Consider the following 20,126-nt stretch of genomic DNA (forward strand, 5'->3'; position numbering starts at 1 on the left):
GATGTATTTGGGGATATCCGGGCCGAATCAGCCCAGCCGGGCGGCCGCACCCCGCCGCGCACCGACGACCTGACGCGCCGGGGCGGTACGCAAGACCCGATCCGAAAGTTCGCCGAGGCAGCTGAGATTCGGGAACCCGGGCCCCTGGGCGATGGCCGCCATATTCGGCAGATAGAGCTTCGCGTCCAGTCCGGAGACCGCCAGGTCGTAGCCGATCGCGGCCTCCAGCCTGGGCTGGGTCAGCGGACCGCCGACGGCGAGTTCCAGCAGGTCAGCGGCATCGGAATCGAAGAGCTCCAGGAACCACAGCGGCTGCCCGCCAGTCGCGTCGACCACCAGATCGAAGGTCTGCACCAGATCCGGGCGACGATCGTTGCGCAGCGTCACCGCCACGCCGTCGCCCTGTTCGGCGACCCGCACGACCCGCCCCTGCAGGTGATGCACGCGGTTGTCGCCGATCACGCTCTCCTGCACGCGAACCGAGAACACACCGCGGTCGGTGCGCCGGATGACATCGCGGCGCTCGTCCATGCTCAGCGCGTTCCACTTGGTCGGATCGCTGAAAAGCGCGTTTTCGAAATAACTTTCGCCGCGGGTGTAGATGGTGGCTTTGGGCGTGATCACCGAGATGGTCAGCATGTCGTGGCGGACCAACTCGTCCAGGGCCGAACCGGCGGTCTCGCCGCCGCCGATCACCGCGACGCGCGAGGAGACCGGCAGCGCGCGTTTGCCCGCCAGATCCCAGAATTCGGCGATGCTGAGCACCCGGGGGTGTTCGGCCAGAGCCCGACCGCTGTGGCCAGGACCGGTGATCATCAGCGCGTCCGTGTCGATCTGGGTGATCACACCGTCCGCATCGGTCACCGAGACCAGCCAGCCGTCAGCCGCCGCCGCGACCGAATCCACTGTTCCGAGGACCAATTCGAGATCGATCGCACGCGCCACCCACTGCAGGTATTTGGCCCAGACGTGGTGGTGCGGGCTCGGTCGGCCGCGGTCGATCCATTCGGCGTAGGTGCCGTGCTCGACCAGGAACGAGGTCCAGCTGTAGGCCATCATCGCCTCGTCGATGGCCCGGTTGTGCCCGCGCGCCCAAGTCGAGCGGTAGGGGAACCCGATGTCCTTTTCCGGACTGGTACCGAGCCGATGCTGCCCGTCGGTCCAACCACCGCTCGGCAGCCAGTTGCCGCCGACGGCATGCGCCTCGATGACGATCACGCGCGGGGCCGCGAGCCCCAATTTCCGCAGGACGTGCGCTTTTGCCGCCACCGCAAGGGCTTTCGGCCCGGCGCCGACCACCAATAGTGTGTCCACGGTTCTCCTGCGTTCGATCTGGTGCGGTAGCCAGGGTCACCTAACTTCCGACTTTCAGCTTTGCATAGGCTTACCTTATATTGCACTGTAGTGCCAGTCCTCGGACCGGCACCTCCCGGCAAACGAACGATTGGATGATCCGATGCTCAGCACCAGAAATAGGCAGGTGGCGCGCCTTGCCACCGCGGCGTTCTCGCTCACCGCGGCCGCCGTTATCGGCGCATTCGGCACCGTCGCCACCGTGGCCCCGGCCACCGCCGCGCCCATCGGCGCGCCGATGCGGACCGCCACTCCCGGCCTCGGCGAGTTGAAGGCAAAGCTGCAACTGGTGCTGAACACCGGCGCTTCGCGCTCCGCCCGCGCGGCCGAACTCGAGGCGGGCGAGGCCGGTCTCAGCCTGGTCGACCAGGTCGGCAGCGTCATGGCCTCGGCGCCGCCGAGCTTCCGCTGGGACGTGCTCGGCCCGGTCAATGTTTCCGGCGATCTGCTCACCGCCCAGCTGACCACGGCCATCGACGGCTGGGACCCCTGGTACTTCGACCTGTCCTGGAAGCAGATCGACGGCACCTGGAAGCTGACCCGCGAGGCCGAATGCACCATCGCGAGCGTCGCGATGGTGCCCTGCAACTTGTAATCGCCTGCGACACACGCGAGTTGGCCCCGAGGCAGATCACCGCCTCGGGGCCGCACGGCCATTCGGAGTAGTTTCACCGAACACCCCACGACATCAGAGTGTGTTTAGGCTAACCTTAGCTGCATGGGTAGAGGTTTCGAAGGGTTGATGCTGAAGGCGTGGCGCGCCGAGGATTACCGGCTCACGGTGACCTCGACCGAGTACATCAGCGATAAATACATGCGGCTCGGATTCGACGCGGGCGGACTGCTCGCCGATCATCCGGTGCATCCGACGCAGTGGGTGCGGCTGTGGATTCCGAACGGTGAGCGCGAGCATCAGCGGGGCTACACGCTGGTCGACCCCGATCCGGACGGGAACAAATTCTCGATCGAATTCGCGGTGCACCACGGGCCCGCCTCGATGTGGGCGCAAAAGGCGGCCGTCGGCGACCAGATCGATGTCTCAGTGCTCGGCTCGGATTTCCAACTGCCCGAACCACTCCCGAGCGAGTTCGTCATCTTCGGGGATACCGCGTCGCTGCCCGCCGTCAACTCGCTGCTCGACGCGATCGGCGATGTGCCTGCCCGGGTCTGGCTGGAATGGCAATACGAATCCGACACCGGGCTCCCGGTCCGCAATAAGCCGCACCACCAGGTGAAATGGGTGCAGCGGATCGACAACGGCCGGCTGCTGCGCGAGCAAGCCAACGAAATGGAGTGCCCGAAGGACGCTTTCGCCTGGGTCGCGTGTGACGGCCACACCACGCGGTCGATCGTCAAGGCGCTCAAAACCACCCACGATCTGCCGAAAACCGCTATCAAATACCGCGCTTACTGGAAATAACCCCCGCGGCCCGCACCGAGCCGTGCGTATTCGCCGAGGGTAGTCAAATAGTCGTTCCTGATCCCCGTACCAGCCACCTATCGACTCCGATCGGCAGCGATAAGGTGCGCAGCATGCGGGCGGAGGCCCGATCATACTTCGGGATGAACTGGGTGCGACTTTGGGGCGACGTGTCGGCACCGGGCGATGCGGGATGCTGATGGTCGAATGGCTTCCGGATGTCGGTGGCACAGAAGCGAGCGGGCAATGTCGGTCATTGATGCAGTCGTGTCCGCTGCCGCCATCCTTTTCGCGATGGCCGCGGCGGTGTTTCCCAGGCGGGTCGCCTATGCGCTGCCGGTTGCGTTGCCGCTGTTGCTATTCGGCTGCCTGATCCAGTTCGTGCTGGAAGATTTCTACTGGCAGATGGTGCCGTGCTACCTGGCGATCGTGGCCGCGACAGTGCTCGTCGCCAGCCGATCGCGCCGGACGCAAGGTGAGCCGACGCGTAAGCGTCGAGTTCTCACCGTCCTCGCACCCGTGGCCGTCGGTCTACTCGCCGCACTCGCGATTCTGCCGTGGAGTATTCCGCCGGTCCCGACACTGCCCGAGCCGACCGGCCGATACCGCATCGGCTCGGAGATCTTTCGCTGGATCGATGAGCAGCGACCGGAAACGTCAACTGATTCCACAGCTGATCGACGCAATGTCATTGTGCAGGCGTGGTATCCGACGGACGTCGAGTCGGCGCGGCAGTGGGTCTATATCGACGGGCAGGCCCGGCTGCCCGGCCGAGTGACGCAGATTCCGGGTTTCGTCATGCACAGCTACGGGCGTATCGATACCCACGCCTACGCCGACGTGCCGATCAGCGCGGAACGCGCACGCTGGCCGGTGGTGCTGTTCTCACCGGGATATGGCGCGCCGCGCGCGTTCTACACCGGACTCGTGGCCGATCTCGCCAGCCGTGGCTTCGTCGTACTCGCCATCGACCATCCGTACGAGGTGGCGGTCACCGAACTCGCAGACGGCGGCGTCGCGACGGCGACCGATGACTTTCCCGAGAACGATGCGGACGGCGAGCGGTATATGACCGAACACCTCCAAGTCCGCAGGGGCGACCTGTGTTTCGTGCTCGATCAACTGGACCGGCCCGACGCCATCGGCGCACTCTCGGGACGCCTCGATACCGATCACATTGCGGCGATCGGACATTCGTTCGGCGGCACGAGCGCGGTCGCCGCCGCGGCCGAAGAGCCCCGGATCAAGGCGGTGGCGAATATCGACGGCACGCTGTACGGGGATCTGCCCACGCTGAAACAGCCGTTCCTGTTGCTGGAGAGCGATCACTCGGAGACTGGTCATTCCGCGCAGTACCTGGAGCGCAACCGCGACCTCATCCAGCATCTCCAGGCGGCCGGATTCCGCTATGAAATCGCCGAGGCCAATCACTTCGACTTCACCGATGTCCCGCTGTTCCTCGCCGCGCCCGCGCGGTTCGCCGTCGCCCGATTCATCGGCGGTGAGCGCGGACCGGTGGATTCCCAGCGTGCGGCCAACGATATTTTGGTCGCATTCCTCCAGGGTGGGGACATCCAGGCAGCGGCGGCCGGTCACCCGAATATCCGCGGCGGTCCCATCCCTTAGAGCGCATCTGAGAACTCGGGATCGGATTCGCGTGACACCGCCGGTCACCGGAGTCGCCCGTTATTGTCGGTGGCTCATGTCACACTCACCGGTGATGAGCCGCCACACCTCCTTCCGGTATTGCCTCGACCCCACCGTCGAGCAGCAAGCCGTGCTCGCACGCCACGCCGGAGCGGCCCGGTTCGCGTTCAACAAATCCCTGGACTTCGTCAAAACCGCTCTCACCCAAAGGAAAACCGATCCCGACCATTCGGTCCCGTGGACCGGATACAGCCTGATCAACGCCTTCAATACATGGAAGAAAACCGAAGCCGCCGGGCGCGTGATCGCCGTCAACGCGGCGGGCGTCGCCGACGTCGAGGTGACCGGGCTTGCCTGGCGCACCGAGGTGTGCCAACAGGTGTTCGAAGAAGCCGCCGTCGACTGCGGGCGCGCCCTGACCGCATTCTCCGACTCCCGCACCGGCAAACGCAAAGGCAGGCGCGTCGGATTCCCCCGGATCAAGAAAAAACACACCACCACCCCGTCGTTTCGGCTCCGCAACAAACTATCCAAGACCGGTCGTGCGGCGATCCGCGTCGGCGAAAACAACATCGCACGCTCGATCACCCTGCCCGGTATCGGGATGCTGCGGGTGCGCGAGGACACTCGCAGCCTGCGGCGCATGCTCGCGAAAAGCCGGGCGAAGATTTTGTCCGCCACCATCACATTCCGGGCGGGTCGCTGGCAGATCAGCATCGTGACCGAGGCCGCCGACCTGCATCCCGCCTGCCACCACCCGCCGCGCGCAGCCGACGATGACGGTGACGGTGGCTGGGTGGGACTCGATCGTGGGTTGTCGGCGTTTCTGGTCGCCGCCACCGCCGACGGTGCCGAAGTAGCCCGCATCGACGCCCCACCCAAACCCCTGGCCACCGGGCTACACAAGCAGCGGCGGCTGGCGAAAGCGTTGTCCCGCAAACAGAAAGGATCCCGCAACAGTCAAACCGCCGCCGCCCGCCTGGCGCGCCACCACCACCGAATCGCTGCCATTCGCCGTCATTTTCTGCATCAGGCCACCAACAGGCTGGTCAAAACCCACGACCGGCTCGTCCTCGAAGACCTACACGTGGCGGGCATGCTCCACAATCGGCGCCTGGCACGCGCGATCGGTGACGCCGGATGGGCCGACTTCGCGCGGCTCTTGCACTACAAGCAATCCTGGCGCGGCGGCACCGTGGTCACCGCCGACCGCTGGTATGCGTCGAGTAAACGCTGCTCGAAGTGCGAGACCGTAAACACCGAACTGGCCCTGTCGGATCGAGTGTTCGCCTGCGGGTGCGGGTTCCGCGCCGACCGCGACCACAACGCGGCGGTCAACCTCGCCGCCTGGCCGACGATCCAGTATGAAGACTCTCCTCGATCCCCGGCCCCCCAAGCAGGGGGCCGGGTCACCAATGCCCGCCGACGGGAAGGCGCTGACCAGCACCCTACGGGTGCTGGTGAAACCATCCCGGACGACGCGGGAACCGACGTTCACACCTTCGTGGCGTGAACCGACGACGCCCGAGAAGGGCGGTGCCCGAAGACCCACAAGGGTTTTCAGACACGCTGTTAGACCGGTGCGGGCTCCAACCGCCATCCGGTGGCCCGCGACCGCTCGTTCCAGAAGTCGGCATACCGGCCGTCGAGCGCCAGAAGTTCCGCGTGCGTACCGCGTTCGACGATCCGGCCACCATCGAGGAACAGGATCTGATCGGCATGCGCGATGGTGGCCAGCCGATGCGCGACGACGATTACCGTTTTATCCCTGGTGAGTTCGTGCACCCCGCGCACCACGACGGCCTCGCTGTGCGGATCCAACGCGCTGGTCGCCTCGTCGAGCAGCACGATCGGCGCATCCTTTAGCAGCGCGCGGGCAATCGAAACCCGTTGCCGCTCACCACCGGACAGTGTCGCACCGCCCTCGCCGACCGCGGTGTCGTAGCCGTCGGGCAGCCGTTCGATGATTTCGTCCACCCTGGCCGCCTCGGCCGCACGTCGCAGTTCGGTGTCGGTGGCATCGGGGCGGCCGATCCGAATGTTGTCCGCCACCGACTGATTGAACAGGTAGACGTTCTGGAAGACGAGCGAGAGCTGATCCAACAGCGTCTCCGACGGTTGTTCGCGCACATCGTGCTCACCGACCACGACCCGGCCCGCCTCGACATCGTAGAACCGCGCCGCGAGCCGCAGCAGTGTCGTCTTGCCCGCGCCGCTCGGCCCGACGATCGCGGTGGTGGTCCCGGCGGGCACCGCGAAACTCAGCTCCGACAGCACGGGCTCATCCGGCCGGTAGCCGAAGGAGACACTGTCGAAGACGACGGACGGCACACCCGGTGTCACCGACGACTTCGCCTCGGGCAGTACGGGTTCGGCGAGCAGTCCGGTGACCCGGTCGGCGGCTGCCGCGGCCGACCGCAACGCATTGCCCAGCTGCGCGGCCTGATTCAGCGGTTCGATGAACCGAGAGCTCACCGCGATGAGCGCGACAGCGGCCGCCGCCGAAACGGCGCCGTCGGTAACCCGGCCCACCGCAATGTAGACCAGCACCAGGAACACTGCCTGCACGAACAGCGCGAAAACGATCAGCCCGGGCACCGAGGCGAACATCAATCGGGTGATCGCTGAGCGCTGCCGCGCCAGGGCAGTGTCGAGCGCCCGGTTGCCCGGCCCCACCGCACCGAAGGCGCGCAGCACCGGCTGCGCCTGCGCGAATTCGACCACGCGCGAATCGGCTTCGGCCGCCGTCTCGTGCATCCGCGCATCGGAGCGGGTGTAAGCGCGATCGGCCAGACCGTTGACCACGAACAGCACCGGCGCGGCGAGCAACATGGCGAGCGAGATCCGCCAATCGATGAACAGCATGCCGAGCGCGACACCCAGCGGAACCACAATGCTGGTGAGCACCTTGGTCAGCAGATACGCGATCAGGCCCTGGATCTCACGCACATTCTCGACCACGATCCGCGACAGCGGCCCGGCACTGTGCGTCTCGAACCAGCCGAGCGGCAGCGCATTCAGATGATCACCGAGCCTGGTCTGCAGCCCGCGCTGCATGCCGACGCCGATGCGCAGACCGAGTACGGCCTGCAGATATCCGAACACGACGACCCCGGCGACCGCGACCAGCATCCACAGCGCCCAGAACCAGGCGCGACCGAGCTCGTTGTCGAACAACGCCTCCAGCACCGGCACCAGCAGCAGATACGCCGCCGCCTGACTCAGCGCCTGAGCGATGATGGCCGCCAACAGTTTCGGCGTCAGGTGGGCGAATTCCGCCGGAATCAGCCCGAGCACCTTGCGAATCATCGTGTCACCTCGACATTTTCGACCAGCGCGAGCGCGCCCAGAGCCGCCTCGTTGATTTCCCAGAGTCGCTGATAGGTACCGCCCGCCTCGCGCAGAGCGGCGTGATCACCCTGCTCGACCAGGGACCCGTTCTCCAGCACCAGAATCCGATCGACACCGGTGACGGTGTGCAGCCGATGCGCGATCACGAGCACGGTCCGGCCCGCGACCAGTACCGCGAGCGCATCCTGCACCGCGGCCTCGGACTCCGGATCCGCGAAGGCGGTCGCCTCGTCGAGGACCAGCACCGGAGTATCGGCGAGCAGCGCGCGGGCGATCGAGAGTCGTTGCGCCTCACCACCCGACAGCGTGGCGTCGACGCCGATCTCGGAGTCGTAGCCACGCGGCAGCGCCAGGATGCGTGCGTGGATCTGGGCCGCCCGTGCCGCCTGCTCCAGTGCGGCGTCATCGGCCTCGGCTCGAGCCAGCCGCAGATTCTCGCGAATGCTGCCGCGGATCAAGCGCACATCCTGGAAGACGAATCCGACGGTGCGATAGAGCTCCTCGGTCGAGAAGTCGCGAATATCGCGGCCCGCGATGGTGATCCGCCCGGCCCTGACGTCGTAGAAGCGCGGCAGGAGCTTCGCGAGCGTCGACTTGCCCGACCCGCTCGGCCCGACGAGCGCGGTAATGGTGCCCGGCCGCAGCTCGAGGTCGATCTCGCGCAGCACTTGGTGATCCGAGCGATATCCGAAACTCACGGCCTCGAACCGCACCACACCCGCGGCCGCCGGATCGGGAGCCGATATCGCGTCGGGCACAGTCAATTCGGGTGTCTGCTGCAGTTCGTGCAGGCGCACCGCGGCCGCACCGGCGGCCCGCAGCGCCTGAGTTCCGTATCCGAGACCGAGCAGCGCACTGCCGAGCCCGAGGCCGACGAGCAAGAACGGCAATACATCCAGCGGGGCGACCCAATCCGATCCCACCGCGGCGAGTCCGGCGATTACCACGACCAGCATTACGAAGACCGGCGTGACCACGATGTCGGAGGCCGACTGGATCCGAATGATCGGCATCTTCAACCGATTCAGGCTGTCGGCTTGTCCGTCCACCGCCTCCTGAAACACGGTGTGCGCCTTGCCCGCTTGACCGAACGCCCGCACCACCTGGATGCCGTCGACGAATTCGATGGTGGCGTCCTGGGTGCGGCGCTCCCAGCGGGTATAGACCGCCATGCGATCGCGGCCGTCCTGATCCATCATCCGGCTGAACAGCACCATATAGGCGATCAGCGGAATCAGCAGTGCCAGTGTGAGTCGCCAGTCGACGCTGACCAGGTAGCCGAGGGTGACCAGCGGCACGGTGAGTGCGCCGACGAACTCCAGTCGCGCATGCGCGACCAGGTAGTGCAGCGCCTCGACATCGTCCTGCAGATACTTCTTCACCTCGCCGGAGGAACGTTCACCGAACCAGCCGAGCGGCACCCTGGTCAGCTTGGCCGCCAACAATCGGCGCAATGTCAGCTGGTATCCGGCATCGACCAGATGCGACCAGGTCAGCGCCGCCGCCTGCAGCAGGCCGCGCGCGACGAGCACCACCACCGCGATCAGCAGCAGTCGCCACACCCGATCGGTATCCACCCGGTCGGCGAGCAGTTCCCGGCAGGCCGCGACGATCAGCACGAACGGTACGACGGTGCCGACCGAGGCAATGGCCACGATGATGCTCGCGAGCGTCAGCGTGCGGCGCACGGGCGCAAGGATTTCCTTGCGCGCCGCCGCTTCCTGCTGCTTTCGCGCCTTCAGCACCGTCTTCGGCGGCCGGTTTCCGGTCTCCTCCACCGTCATCTGCCTCGCCCCTCTCGCTCCTTCGTGGAGCCTCTCGCCGGAATCGGCACCCATCTTCACACAAGATCGGCCGAGAGGGTAGGTTAGGCTAAGTTATCTAGTGGTCGTTCCAACCGAGGTCGCGCCCGATCACATCGAACAACTTCTCGTTCCACGGGCGATAGAACTCGCGCAGCCGGGCCACCGAACCCTCGTCGGGCTCAGGGACTTCGAGCGGATTGCGGTTCAAGACGTGATGACGGACCGGCTCGACGGCGGGCAGTCCGAGGAATTCGTGGATGCCGCACACCGTCTTCGAGATATCGGCGAAGAAGTCCTCGGCGGTGACGATGTAGACGTTGTCCTTGCCGAACGCCTCGAGCCAGCGGGCCACCGCATTGACGTAGACACCGGTGCCGAGCACCGGCATGGAGGGCAGCGTGGTCGGTGGCGGCGGCGCGGGAAACATCTCCAGCGCGTACCCGATGTAGTCGGCAAAGGTCTGGCCGTACGGCACGGCGCGCAGGCCGTCCTTGTTACTGAGGAACAGATCCCATTTGTAATGCGAGTACGCGCGATCCACCGGATCGCGCAACATCATCACGATCTTGGCGTCGGGTCGGGCCGCACTGTAGTTGTCGATCAACGGAAGATCGTGCAGCAGTGGGTCGAAATGGCCCGCGAGCGCCTGGCCGGTACATCGCATCACCTCGGCCTTCTGCCGCTGCGTCGGGAAGAACGGACCCCACATGTGCGGGCAGCCGTGCCCGATCTCCTTGGTGAGCGGCGCCAGGATGCTCGGATGCTGCATGAGGTAGCTGGCCAGGTCGGTAGTGCCACACTTCAGCGCGCCGACGCAGGCGAAATCCGGCAGCACGCGCGGCCCACCGAAACGCCGCAACCACAGCCGGATCGGTGGCACTCTGCCGAAATAATGCGGCAGCGTGAGATAGCGAATTCCCAGCCGCGCGGTGCGCAACGGACGCCCGAGATAGCTCTCCCGGTTGTAGCGGTGCAGTTGCCATTCTTCGAATACCGCAAACCCTTTCGTGTATCTATCGGACGCGTACTCTTGCGCGCTCGACGGCGCCACCACTGTTGACATCGGAACATCCCCTCGCACAACGATCTTCGCCGCAGAGCACGCGGCGATCTACTTTCCGAACCAACCGCTAGGAATGGTTCGTCCGACTACTGACACGCAATTCGAGGAAACTCACGTTGTTACCTCCTGCCAATCGATCCCGCTGCCCGTCGGGAGTCGATTTGCGGATCACGTTAGCGCCGAGTTCATCCCGGCGTCACCGAAATCCCGGCTGTCGATACACAGACGACAATGCATCCCATCTGGGCAACTTCACAAGACCCGCCAACAAGGGGATGCGCCGCCACACACTGGCCGCCGCTGCTCACCGGACCGAAATGCCGCACAGGGTAGGACACTTGCCGAGGAGTTCGATGTGCAGCTCGCACAGTGAGATCTTGCCTCCGACAACGATTTCCATGCCCAGGCACGAGCAGTGGCGAGAGGTGGCCGATCGGCGCTGCGGGCACCAACCGCTGTTCAATACCGAATGACCGGTTCTCTCACCGCACTTGGCAACACATCTTCGACGCGCCGGGGAAGCTTGTGTGAACGACGCACTATCCCAGCAACTTTCGTGCACGAGCATTACTAGCTTATGCAGCTGCACAGATTGCGACTGCGGTTGGAGATGTGAAAATGTTTGTCACGACAATTATTTCGAATATCGGCGATTGCCGCCGTGATCCCGGCACCTTGACCGAGCGGCAGGCGCACCGGGCGATGCAGGTGCATCTGAATTGCAGTGTCGACAGCTGCAAGGTCCGCCGCCGCGCCCGGCAGACGCTGGTCGAGTCCCGGCGGATGGTGCTGGACGAACGCGCCGAGCCGTAGTCGTAATGGCGCGACTGCGCCGCCTCGGAATCGACTGCACGCTGTCGGCGTTGGCAGAATCATGACCACCACCGAATCCGATCGCTCCGCCACGCCCGTCGTCGACACCGGCACCGCATTCGGTGCCAGGGTCGCCGACCGCCTGGAACGCGAGAATGTCATCTGGCTGACCACCGTCGGCCCCAGCGGAACACCACAGCCGAATCCGGTGTGGTTTCAATGGCGCGACGGTGAATTCCTGATCTTCAGCCAGGCCGATAGGCCGAAGCTGCGCAATATCGCCCGCAATTCTCGGGTGTCGCTGCATCTCAACAGCACCGCGACCGGCGGCGACGTGGTGATTCTCACCGGTACCGCGCGAATCGACGAAGCCGGGCCGGCACCGGCGGAGGTCGCCGCGTTCACCGAGAAATACACCGACGGACTCGCCTCGCTTTCGATGACCGAGGAACAGTTCCACGCCGACTACTCGGTCACGGTGCGCGTCACCCCGGATCGGCTGCGCGGATTCTGAGCCCGACCCGGCCGTGAGCTGGGGATTCGTGGCCGACTAAGGTCGTCGGTAATGAGAAGGAGGCAGCAGCCGCCGTTGCCCAAGCGGCACGGCCTGGATCCGGCCCGGCTCCGCCTACCGGAGCAGGGCGATTGGGCGACCATTCGCGACCATCTGGTGGATCGGCTGCCTCGTGTCCCCGCCGCGCGCATCGATGAGCTGCTGGACGCGGGCGGGATCGTCGATCTATCCGGTCCGATCGCGCCGGACGCGGCGTATGTACCGGGCGGCGCGGTCTGGTTCCATCGCGACCTACCCGATGAGACCGAAGTTCCGTTCGATATCCCGATCGTCCACCGCGACGACGATCTGCTCGTGGTGGACAAGCCGCACTTCCTGGCGACGATTCCGCGCGGCCAGCACATCCTGCAGACAGCGTTGGTGCGGCTACGTCGCGAACTCGACCTACCCGATCTCATTCCGGCGCACCGGCTCGATCGCGTCACCGCGGGGCTGGTGCTCTTCGTGATCAATCCGGCCCGACGCGGGGCCTATCAGACGATGTTCCACAAGCGCACGGTGCGCAAGGAGTACGAGGCCATCGCCCCCTTCGATCCGGAGCTGACGCTGCCGCGCACGGTGCGCAGCCGGATCATCAAGGAGAAGCAGGTGCTCGCCGCGCAGGAGGTGGTGGGTGAGCCCAATGCGGAGACCTGGATCGAATTGCTCGAGCAGCGCGAGGGCCTCGGCCGCTATCGGCTGCGGCCGCTGACCGGGCGCACCCATCAGCTGCGGTTGCATATGAACGGACTCGGCATTCCGATCCTCGGCGACGACTTCTATCCGGTGCTCACCGACAAATCTGTGCACGACTTCACTCGGCCCCTGCAATTGCTGGCCACATCACTCGAATTCACCGACCCGGTCAGCGGCGCACCGCGCCGGTTCGACAGTGCTCGGACGCTGCAGGCATGGGCGGATCCGCAGGGTTGGCGGGGTCGGCATTAACGCCGACAGAGCGTAGCGCGAAACAAGGTACGACCATGTTGATCACGCAACCCCCTGAAGCCGAACCCGTCGCGCCAGTTGCGGGCATCCGTAGACTGGGCCGGATGCTTCAACAGGACCTCGGCGAAGCGGCGCCGCCCCGCCACAAACTGCACGCCTATCTCGACGTGGCCGTTGTGGTGATCGTCCTGGCCTGCACGAATCTGATCGCCCACTTCACCACCGCGTGGGCGAGCATCCTCACCGTTCCGATCGCCGCCGTGGTGCTGCTCGGGCTCATGCGGCGACGTGGACTCGGCTGGTCCGAACTCGGACTCGCACCACGGCACTGGCGACGCAGCACGCTCTGGGCGCTCGGCGCGGTCGGCCTGGTGCTCGCGGTGGTCGCGATCGGGGCGCTGCTGCCGATCACCCGGCCGTTCTTCCTCGCCGACCGCTACGCCACCATTTCCGGCGCGCTCATCGCATCGATGATCGTCATCCCGCTGCAGACCGCGATTCCGGAAGAGCTGGCCTTCCGCGGTGTCCTGCACGGCACGCTCGACCGCGTGTACGGCGTCCGCGGCGTCTTCGCGACGGGCTCCCTGCTGTTCGGCCTCTGGCATATCGCCTCCTCCCTCGGCCTGACCACCAGCAACCGCGGCCTGACCGGCTTCATCGGCGGCGGCCCGGCCGGTCAGATCATCGGCATCCTGCTCGCCGTCCTCGCCACCGCCGCCGCGGGCGTCGTCTTCACCTGGCTGCGCCGCCGCAGCGGCAGCCTCCTGGCCCCTATCGCCCTGCACTGGTCGATAAACGGCGCGGGCGCGTTGGCCGCCGCCATCGTCTGGCACACCACCCTCAGCTGACCCGAATTCCGCGCAAGCCGGGGAGCTCGCGATTCGCGCATTTGTTCGAGTTTTCGGGGTGCGCAGCATTGACCTCGGGCGGGTAGCGGTTTAATCTCGGTGCGATCACACATATGTTCGAGCATGTAGGTCTGCGTCGGTATGACACCTGCTCCTGGGAAGGCTCGCGATGCGCGACAAACAGTCGACCGGTAGGTCCGAGATCGCCGCATTGGCCGAGCGGGTCGCGAACGCGCGGGGGCGGTTACCGCTGCAGGATGACGCGGCGCTGGTACAGGCATTATCGGATGACGAGATCGATGCGGAACGCGAACTTGCGCAATGGGTTCGGGCGCAGCGGCGGGGGCAGCGCAAACGGGCCGTCCAGGATGAACTCACGGCGGAGAAGCGCAACCGGCGAACCATGTCGGCCATCCAGCGCGCCGATGACGCGGATGCCCGCTGGCATCGGCGCGCACTTGCGGCGCGGCGGCGGGTCTCGAATCAGGATGCGCGCCTTGCCCAGTTGTACCGGCGGGCCGAATGGTCCTCGCGCGCATTGATCGCCGTCGTGGTGCTCGGCATGGTGTGGGCCGGGGTGAATGTACAGCACAACCTGGTGCCCAGCGGGAATATGGCAGATCCCCTGTACTGGTTGAGCTATGGGATCGAGGCGATGATCTCGATCCCGATCATCACCATCATGGTGGCCGCGACGACGGCCGCCCGCTGGGGCCGCGAACTCGACCGCGGCAAGGTCGTCTTCTTCGAGACCGCGCTGCTCGGCACGACCATCGCGCTCAACGCGGGCCCGCACCTGGCCGCCGGATCCTTCGGCCAGGCCGCCGAATACGCGATCGCACCGGTCATGGTCGGCGTCGTCATCTGGTTGCACGCCTGGGTCTCCGCGCGATACGCCCTGCTCATCGACGGTGTCCCGATGGTCGAGGACGAACCCGACCTGCCGCCCCGGCACCGGGTCACCACCGAGCGCGGCGCACCCATCGATACGTTCCGTGCCGATGAACCCACCGACCGTCGAGAACTGCTCGCCGCCAAGGGTTTCGATCCCCTGCTCGACCAAGCCGGTGTCCGCTTCCCGGTCGATATGGATCCCCATGTCGCGGAAGCGGCGATGCGCGCCGCACAACCCGACGCGGTTCCCGTCTCGCGCCTCGATTGCACGGAAACCCTCGTGTACCACGCGCAGAGCACCCGCTCGACCAACGGCCGCCTCACCCAACAGATCCCGAGCGACGACTACCGCCCCGGTCACACGGTGCGTGCGACGGATCCGATCCATGGCACCGCGCGGCCCTTCACCGACGCCAACGGAACATCGTCAGCCCATACGTCGGCAACCGGCGCGAATCGCCTCGGCGAAAACGCATTTCATGCGTCGGACCTCGACCCGCGCATTACACCTGATACCGCTGCGAGCGCCGAGCGCGCAGCGCATGCCACCGCGCGGGGTAAGTCCGTGACTGCACCAGTGAATGCTCGTGACACGACCTTTGCCGGGTTCGAGCCTCTGGACGCGCCAGGGACCGCTGCCGATGAGCGCGCGACCTTCGCTGCCACGGACTTCGCGCCACAGACGGCAGCGCAGAGTGCCGCCACTACCCGCGACGAGCGCACGGCCGTTGCCGCGAACGGATTCGTCTCCCGGACCGGTGCCGATGAGCGCGCGACTTTCGCTGCTGCGGGTGTCGCGCCCCGGGCAGCTGTATCGAATGCGCTCGGCACCCACGATGAGCACACGACTGCCGCAACCGGTCTCGATCCCCAGACCGCGGTGACTGCTCCCGATCAGCGCATGACTCTCACTGCCACAACAGGTTTCGATACCCGGGCCGAGCTGGCGGACGCTACCGATGAGCGCACAACTTTCGCTGGCACAGGCTCAGCTCCCCGGACGGCTACGCCGAGTACCGCCAGCACCCGCGACGAGCACACGACTGCTGCCGCAGCAGGACTCGATCCCCGGACCTCGGCGACTGCTACCGATGAGCGCACGCCTGTCGCCGCCAACGTCCGTACCGCGTCCGCGACTACTGCTTCCACTCGCTACGAGCACACGGCCTCCAATACCAGCGGCTTCGAGCCCCGTACAGCACCTGCGGCCGACGATCGCGGGGCTTTGCCTGCCGCAGACGACGCAACTGTTCCTGCTACGGATATCGACCTCCGGACCGCGACGGCGGCCGACGCCAGCGCTCCGGACGAGCACACGGCCTCGGGGACTGCAGGCTTTGAGCCCGATGCCACGACCAGAGCGTCCGGTCGCGCCGAGCGTTCCAATCGGAGTGCGAGCGCGACTTCTGTTGTCGGAGAAGCGGAACCGCGGCGGGCCGCAGCACAGTCGCAGCTGAGCATCTTCGATACGGCAACGGTCGAATCCGTCGCGCAGACCAATGCGGACGCCGGGGACCGCGCACCGACCGACACCGATCGCGCCACGGTGTTCCGCACCGCAACCGCTGCGGGCACGGGCACACCAGCTGACGCTGCCCATCCTGCGAAGTCCAGCACTCGCCCCGAAACCCCCACACGCACAAGCACACCCACCGAAACCCAGCGTGCTACCCGCGGTTCCGCGGCACCGACCCCGGCCGAACGCATCACACGAGCAATGGAGGGCCACCGCACTTCGAGCGCCGACAACTCCGCAGCCGATCACGAGGATCAGACCGCAGCATCCGAGGCCGAGGTCAGGCAACTCGTTGCGGATGAGACACCTCGCCGCACCACCAGCGAGGTGATCAGCGAAGTCGTGCAATCACTTTCGGCCGAGGACCTGCTGACCGAGAACCTCGGCTCCGAGAGCGACGATATCGAGGTATGGTCGGTCGCCCGCGCAATCGCGGGCCGCGGCCTCTCCGTCATCCCCGTGGAACAACTCGCCGAAATCCTCATGCTCGCCGACCAATCCTGGACCCCGACCAGCATCGGCGCCGAAGTCGGCCTCTCCCGCACCGCCATCGCCCAAGTCCTGGAATTCGCCCGCCGAGTCCGCCGCCCCTACGCAATCAGCAGCTAACCAGACCTCGCCACTGCAAGCAGCGCGACAGCAGCAGCGAACGGGTAGCAGCAGCAACGGCAACGGCGCTAACCAGCAGCGGCGACAGCGACAGCAGCTGCAACGGCAACCGGCAGCCCAGCAGCCCGACAGCAGCAGCGAACGGGTACCAGCGGCAACGGCAACAACGCTGACCAGCAGCAGCGGCAGCAGCGGCAGCAGCGGCAGCAGCAACGCTGCACCAGCAGCAGCGGCAGAGCGGCATTCGGTGCTTGCCACTCACGAATACCGCGCCGCTGCGGCCGTCAGCAACGCAGCGGCAGCAGCAACGAACGGGTAGCAGCAGCAACGAACGGGTAGCAACGGCAACGGCAACAGCGCTAACCAGCAGCAGCGGCGACAGCGACAGCAGCGGGAACGGCAACGGCAACGGCAACCGACAGCCCGACAGCCCGACAGCAGCAGCAACGCTGCACCAGCAGCAGAGCGGCGTTCGGTGCTTACCACTCACGAATACCGCGCCACTGCGGCCGTCAGCAACGCAGCGGCAGCAGCAACGAATGGGTAGCAACGGCAACGGCAACGGCGCTAACCAGCAGCAGCGGCAACGGCAACGGCAACGGCAACGGTGCTAACCTGCAGCAGCGGCAACGGCAACGGTGCTAACCGGCAGCGGTGCTAACCGGCAGCGGCAACGGCAACGGCAGCGACAGCAGCGGCAACGGCAGACAGCAGCAGCAACGCAGCGGCGGCGGCCCGAGGTAGCAGCAGCGGCGGCAGCCCGAGGTGGCAGCAGCAACGCGGCGGCTGTGCAACCAGCGGCGGCAGGAACGCCGCACCAGCAGCGCGGCGGCGCAACCACCGACAGCGCGGGGTTAGCGGCGGCGCACAGCAGCGTCAGCAGTGCGGCATTCGGTGATCCCTGCTCGCGCATACCCAGTGCCTACCTCGCATAGGTTGCACCGTATGCGAGGTAGGCACTGGGTATCCGGCAACGAGCGTTGAGGATGACGAGAAGGGCCGTCCGACTTGGATATCCCGAGTCGGACGGCCCCGATTACTCAGCGGCTGGGCTGATCTGTGTTGCGAGGTTCGACCAGTTACCGCTGCCTGCTCGGCCCTTAGTTGTACGTATCCGAGTACGCGTACGGATCCGAGCGCACAGCTTGCGACTTCCCCTCGGATGCACCCTTCGAATCCCGGTCCCCATGCCCCGGCCACCAGGCACGGTGCCCGATCAGCGCGGTCACTGCCGGGGTGAAGAACATCGCCATGACGAATGCGGCGATCGCGATGCCGACCGAGATCGCAAAGCCCATTTGCGACAACACATTGTTGCCCGCCAACATCATCGAGGCGAAGGTGCCCGCCAGGATTACACCGGCTGCGGCGACGGTCGGGCCGGTGTGCCGAACCGCAAGGGCCGCAGCTTGTTTCGGCTCGTTTCCGGCCCGCGCCTCCTCACGCAGGCGAGCGACCATCAGAATGTTGTAGTCGGTGCCGAGTGCCACCACGAACAGGTACATGATCACCGGCAGGGTGAAGATCAGTCCGGAATTGCCCTGGAAGTGCTGGAAAACCAGTACCGCGGCACCGAGCGTCGCGGCGAAACCGAGGAAGACCGAGGCCATCAGGTACCACGGCGCCACCAGACTGCGCAGCAGCAGCGCGAGCACGATCATGATGAGAATCGCCGCCACCGGGAACACGATCTTGTAGTCGTGCACCATCGCGTCCTGGAAGTCGACGTACACCGACGAGATGCCACCCACCACAGCGGTAGTGCCCGCGGGTGCCGCCGAATGCGCGGCGTCGCGCAGCGGATCACGCACCGTATCGAGCGCGGCATCCGATTCGGGCGCACCATCGAGGGTCACCTGGAAGTCGGCGGCCAGTCGGTCACTCGATACCGTCGGCGCCCCGACCTGGCTCACGCCCGGCACCGCGGCGATTGCGGCACGGTAGGCGGTGAGCTGGTCATTGTCGAGCGGTGCGCCGGTGTCCGAATGCAACAGCACCTCGGACGGTTGGGTCGACCCGGCGGGCATCCCCTTGAGCAATTCCTTGTTGTAGACGGTCGATTCGGAGGAATCCGAGGTCGAGCCCGAGCTCAGATCGAACGTCGGATGGAAGCCGAACGCCAGCACACCCAGGGCCACCAGCAGCCCACCGGACACCGCCGCGAACGCACCGGGCCGCCGACCCATCGCCGCGCCGATCGCACCGAAGCGCGCGCCCTTCGGCTCCTGCTGCCATGCCTTCGACGGCCAGAACACCTTGGTGCCCAACAGCGAAACCACGGCGGGCACCAGCGTCAGACCGGCCAGCAGCGCCACCGCGACGGCGATCGCCAGGGCGGGACCGAGCGCACGGAACATGCCGAGTGTGGACAGGGTAAGCGCCATGAACGCGATGATCACCGCACCCGCCGCCGAGGTGATCGCCTCGCCGACCTTGGTGACCGCACTGACCATCGCGGTCTTCGGATCCTCGCCGGCCCGCAGTCGCTCCCGGTACCGGAACATCAGGAACAGGATGTAGTCGGTGCCGACACCGAAAAGCACCACCAGCAGAATGGAATTCACCGAACTGTCGACCTTCAGATCGAAGGCCTTGCTCACCATCGCGATCAGACCGCCGACGGTGCCGGAGACCGCACCGATCACGACAATCGGCAGCAGCGCGATCACCGGGCTGCGGAAGATGATCAGCAGCAACACCAGAATCAGCACCACTGTCGCGATACCGATAATGGCCATACCCTTTTCACCGGACTCGGTCTGGTCCAGCATCTGCGCCGCCTGACCGGTGACGCCCGCCTTCAGATCCGAACCCTGCACCTGATCGCGCAACGCGTCGCGCAGTTTCTTGACCGCATCGCTCTGCGTCGTATCGCCCGCATTGGTCACCTTCGTCATCTGCACGGCGGCGATCTGCACCAACCGGTTCTCCGAGGCCGGAACGGCCTGGATACCGATGACGTCCTTGATTCTCCGGTCGTCGAGCTTCGACGCGATCGCCGTCACGCTCGCCGAATCGGCCTCGGACAGCGGTGCGCCGTCCGCGCGGACGAAGACGAGCAGCGCCGCGGGCGCCTGCTGTTGTGGAAATGCCTTCTGCTGCAATTGCATTGCCTGAATCGACTCGTAATGCGATGGCAGGAATTCGGATTGGTCGGTGGTCGATTTCAGTTGCGGCGCCGTGGCCACCACCGCGATCACGATGAACAGCCAGAGACCGATCACCTTCCACGGGTTGTGCACAACGATCGCGCCCAGTCGAGCGAACATGTGGGAGAAGTCCTTTCGAGGTCCGAGCGAGCGGACC

At 65.9% G+C, this 20,126-nt stretch carries 15 protein-coding genes; 9 read left to right on the forward strand and 6 right to left on the reverse strand.

The genetic code is table 11. The annotated features are described in order from the left end of the window. Nucleotides 1-27: 27 nt before the first annotated feature. A complete protein-coding gene (locus ACQPZ2_RS40440; RefSeq protein WP_433523187.1) occupies nt 28-1,314 on the reverse strand; it encodes a SidA/IucD/PvdA family monooxygenase in 1,287 nt (428 codons plus the stop codon). A 142-nt stretch (nt 1,315-1,456) separates the two neighbouring features. On the opposite strand from ACQPZ2_RS40440, the gene ACQPZ2_RS40445 reads away from it, so the two are divergent. The 4 genes from ACQPZ2_RS40445 to ACQPZ2_RS40460 all read left to right on the forward strand — a co-directional run bounded on the left by ACQPZ2_RS40445 (nt 1,457) and on the right by ACQPZ2_RS40460 (nt 5,933). After that, on the forward strand, nt 1,457-1,948 hold the full coding sequence (locus tag ACQPZ2_RS40445) for a hypothetical protein (protein ID WP_433523188.1): 492 nt from the start codon (nt 1,457-1,459) through the stop codon (nt 1,946-1,948). Between the two features lie 123 nt (nt 1,949-2,071). Next, nucleotides 2,072-2,773 (forward strand): siderophore-interacting protein, encoded by a 702-nt coding sequence (locus ACQPZ2_RS40450; protein WP_433523189.1) that lies wholly within the window; start codon nt 2,072-2,074, stop codon nt 2,771-2,773. A 246-nt stretch (nt 2,774-3,019) separates the two neighbouring features. Beyond that, nucleotides 3,020-4,399 (forward strand): alpha/beta hydrolase family protein, encoded by a 1,380-nt coding sequence (locus tag ACQPZ2_RS40455; protein WP_433523190.1) that lies wholly within the window; start codon nt 3,020-3,022, stop codon nt 4,397-4,399. Further along, nucleotides 4,338-5,933 carry an RNA-guided endonuclease InsQ/TnpB family protein gene (locus ACQPZ2_RS40460; protein ID WP_433523191.1) on the forward strand — a complete coding sequence of 532 codons (1,596 nt, stop codon included), beginning with the start codon at nt 4,338-4,340 and terminating at the stop codon, nt 5,931-5,933. Before ACQPZ2_RS40455 ends, ACQPZ2_RS40460 begins: the two co-directional genes overlap by 62 nt. A gap of 59 nt (nt 5,934-5,992) precedes the next feature. Here the strand turns inward: ACQPZ2_RS40460 and ACQPZ2_RS40465 are convergent, their stop codons facing one another. The 3 genes from ACQPZ2_RS40465 to ACQPZ2_RS40475 form a co-directional block, all read right to left on the reverse strand. Continuing rightward, nucleotides 5,993-7,729 carry an ABC transporter ATP-binding protein gene (locus tag ACQPZ2_RS40465; RefSeq protein ID WP_433523192.1) on the reverse strand — a complete coding sequence of 579 codons (1,737 nt, stop codon included), beginning with the start codon at nt 7,727-7,729 and terminating at the stop codon, nt 5,993-5,995. Further along, on the reverse strand, nt 7,726-9,555 hold the full coding sequence (locus ACQPZ2_RS40470) for an ABC transporter ATP-binding protein (protein WP_433523193.1): 1,830 nt from the start codon (nt 9,553-9,555) through the stop codon (nt 7,726-7,728). Before ACQPZ2_RS40470 ends, ACQPZ2_RS40465 begins: the two co-directional genes overlap by 4 nt. Before the next feature lie 97 nt (nt 9,556-9,652). After that, nucleotides 9,653-10,639: a sulfotransferase family protein gene (locus ACQPZ2_RS40475; RefSeq protein WP_433523194.1), complete on the reverse strand. Its 987-nt coding sequence runs from the start codon at nt 10,637-10,639 to the stop codon at nt 9,653-9,655. A 618-nt stretch (nt 10,640-11,257) separates the two neighbouring features. Here ACQPZ2_RS40475 and ACQPZ2_RS40480 point away from each other — a divergent pair. From ACQPZ2_RS40480 to ACQPZ2_RS40500, 5 genes are all read left to right on the forward strand, one after another. Beyond that, a complete protein-coding gene (locus ACQPZ2_RS40480) occupies nt 11,258-11,452 on the forward strand; it encodes a hypothetical protein (RefSeq protein ID WP_387295093.1) in 195 nt (64 codons plus the stop codon). A 61-nt stretch (nt 11,453-11,513) separates the two neighbouring features. Continuing rightward, nucleotides 11,514-11,966 carry a TIGR03667 family PPOX class F420-dependent oxidoreductase gene (locus ACQPZ2_RS40485; RefSeq protein WP_433523195.1) on the forward strand — a complete coding sequence of 151 codons (453 nt, stop codon included), beginning with the start codon at nt 11,514-11,516 and terminating at the stop codon, nt 11,964-11,966. 51 nt (nt 11,967-12,017) lie between these two features. Further along, nucleotides 12,018-12,953 (forward strand): RluA family pseudouridine synthase, encoded by a 936-nt coding sequence (locus ACQPZ2_RS40490; protein WP_433523196.1) that lies wholly within the window; start codon nt 12,018-12,020, stop codon nt 12,951-12,953. A 104-nt stretch (nt 12,954-13,057) separates the two neighbouring features. Then, a complete protein-coding gene (locus tag ACQPZ2_RS40495) occupies nt 13,058-13,801 on the forward strand; it encodes a lysostaphin resistance A-like protein (RefSeq protein ID WP_433523197.1) in 744 nt (247 codons plus the stop codon). A 169-nt stretch (nt 13,802-13,970) separates the two neighbouring features. After that, the gene (locus ACQPZ2_RS40500) at nt 13,971-16,820 is read left to right on the forward strand and encodes a hypothetical protein (protein ID WP_433523198.1); all 2,850 of its coding nucleotides are present in this window, start codon (nt 13,971-13,973) and stop codon (nt 16,818-16,820) included. Here ACQPZ2_RS40500 and ACQPZ2_RS40505 read toward each other — a convergent pair. Both ACQPZ2_RS40505 and ACQPZ2_RS40510 read right to left on the reverse strand, forming a co-directional pair. Continuing rightward, on the reverse strand, nt 16,810-17,382 hold the full coding sequence (locus tag ACQPZ2_RS40505) for a hypothetical protein (RefSeq protein WP_433523199.1): 573 nt from the start codon (nt 17,380-17,382) through the stop codon (nt 16,810-16,812). The genes ACQPZ2_RS40500 and ACQPZ2_RS40505 overlap by 11 nt on opposite strands. 538 nt (nt 17,383-17,920) lie before the next feature. Next, the gene (locus ACQPZ2_RS40510; RefSeq protein WP_433523200.1) at nt 17,921-20,089 is read right to left on the reverse strand and encodes an MMPL family transporter; all 2,169 of its coding nucleotides are present in this window, start codon (nt 20,087-20,089) and stop codon (nt 17,921-17,923) included. Nucleotides 20,090-20,126 lie beyond the last annotated feature (37 nt).

Origin of the sequence: Nocardia pseudovaccinii (assembly GCF_050942345.1) — a bacterium.
Classification (GTDB): domain Bacteria; phylum Actinomycetota; class Actinomycetes; order Mycobacteriales; family Mycobacteriaceae; genus Nocardia; species Nocardia pseudovaccinii.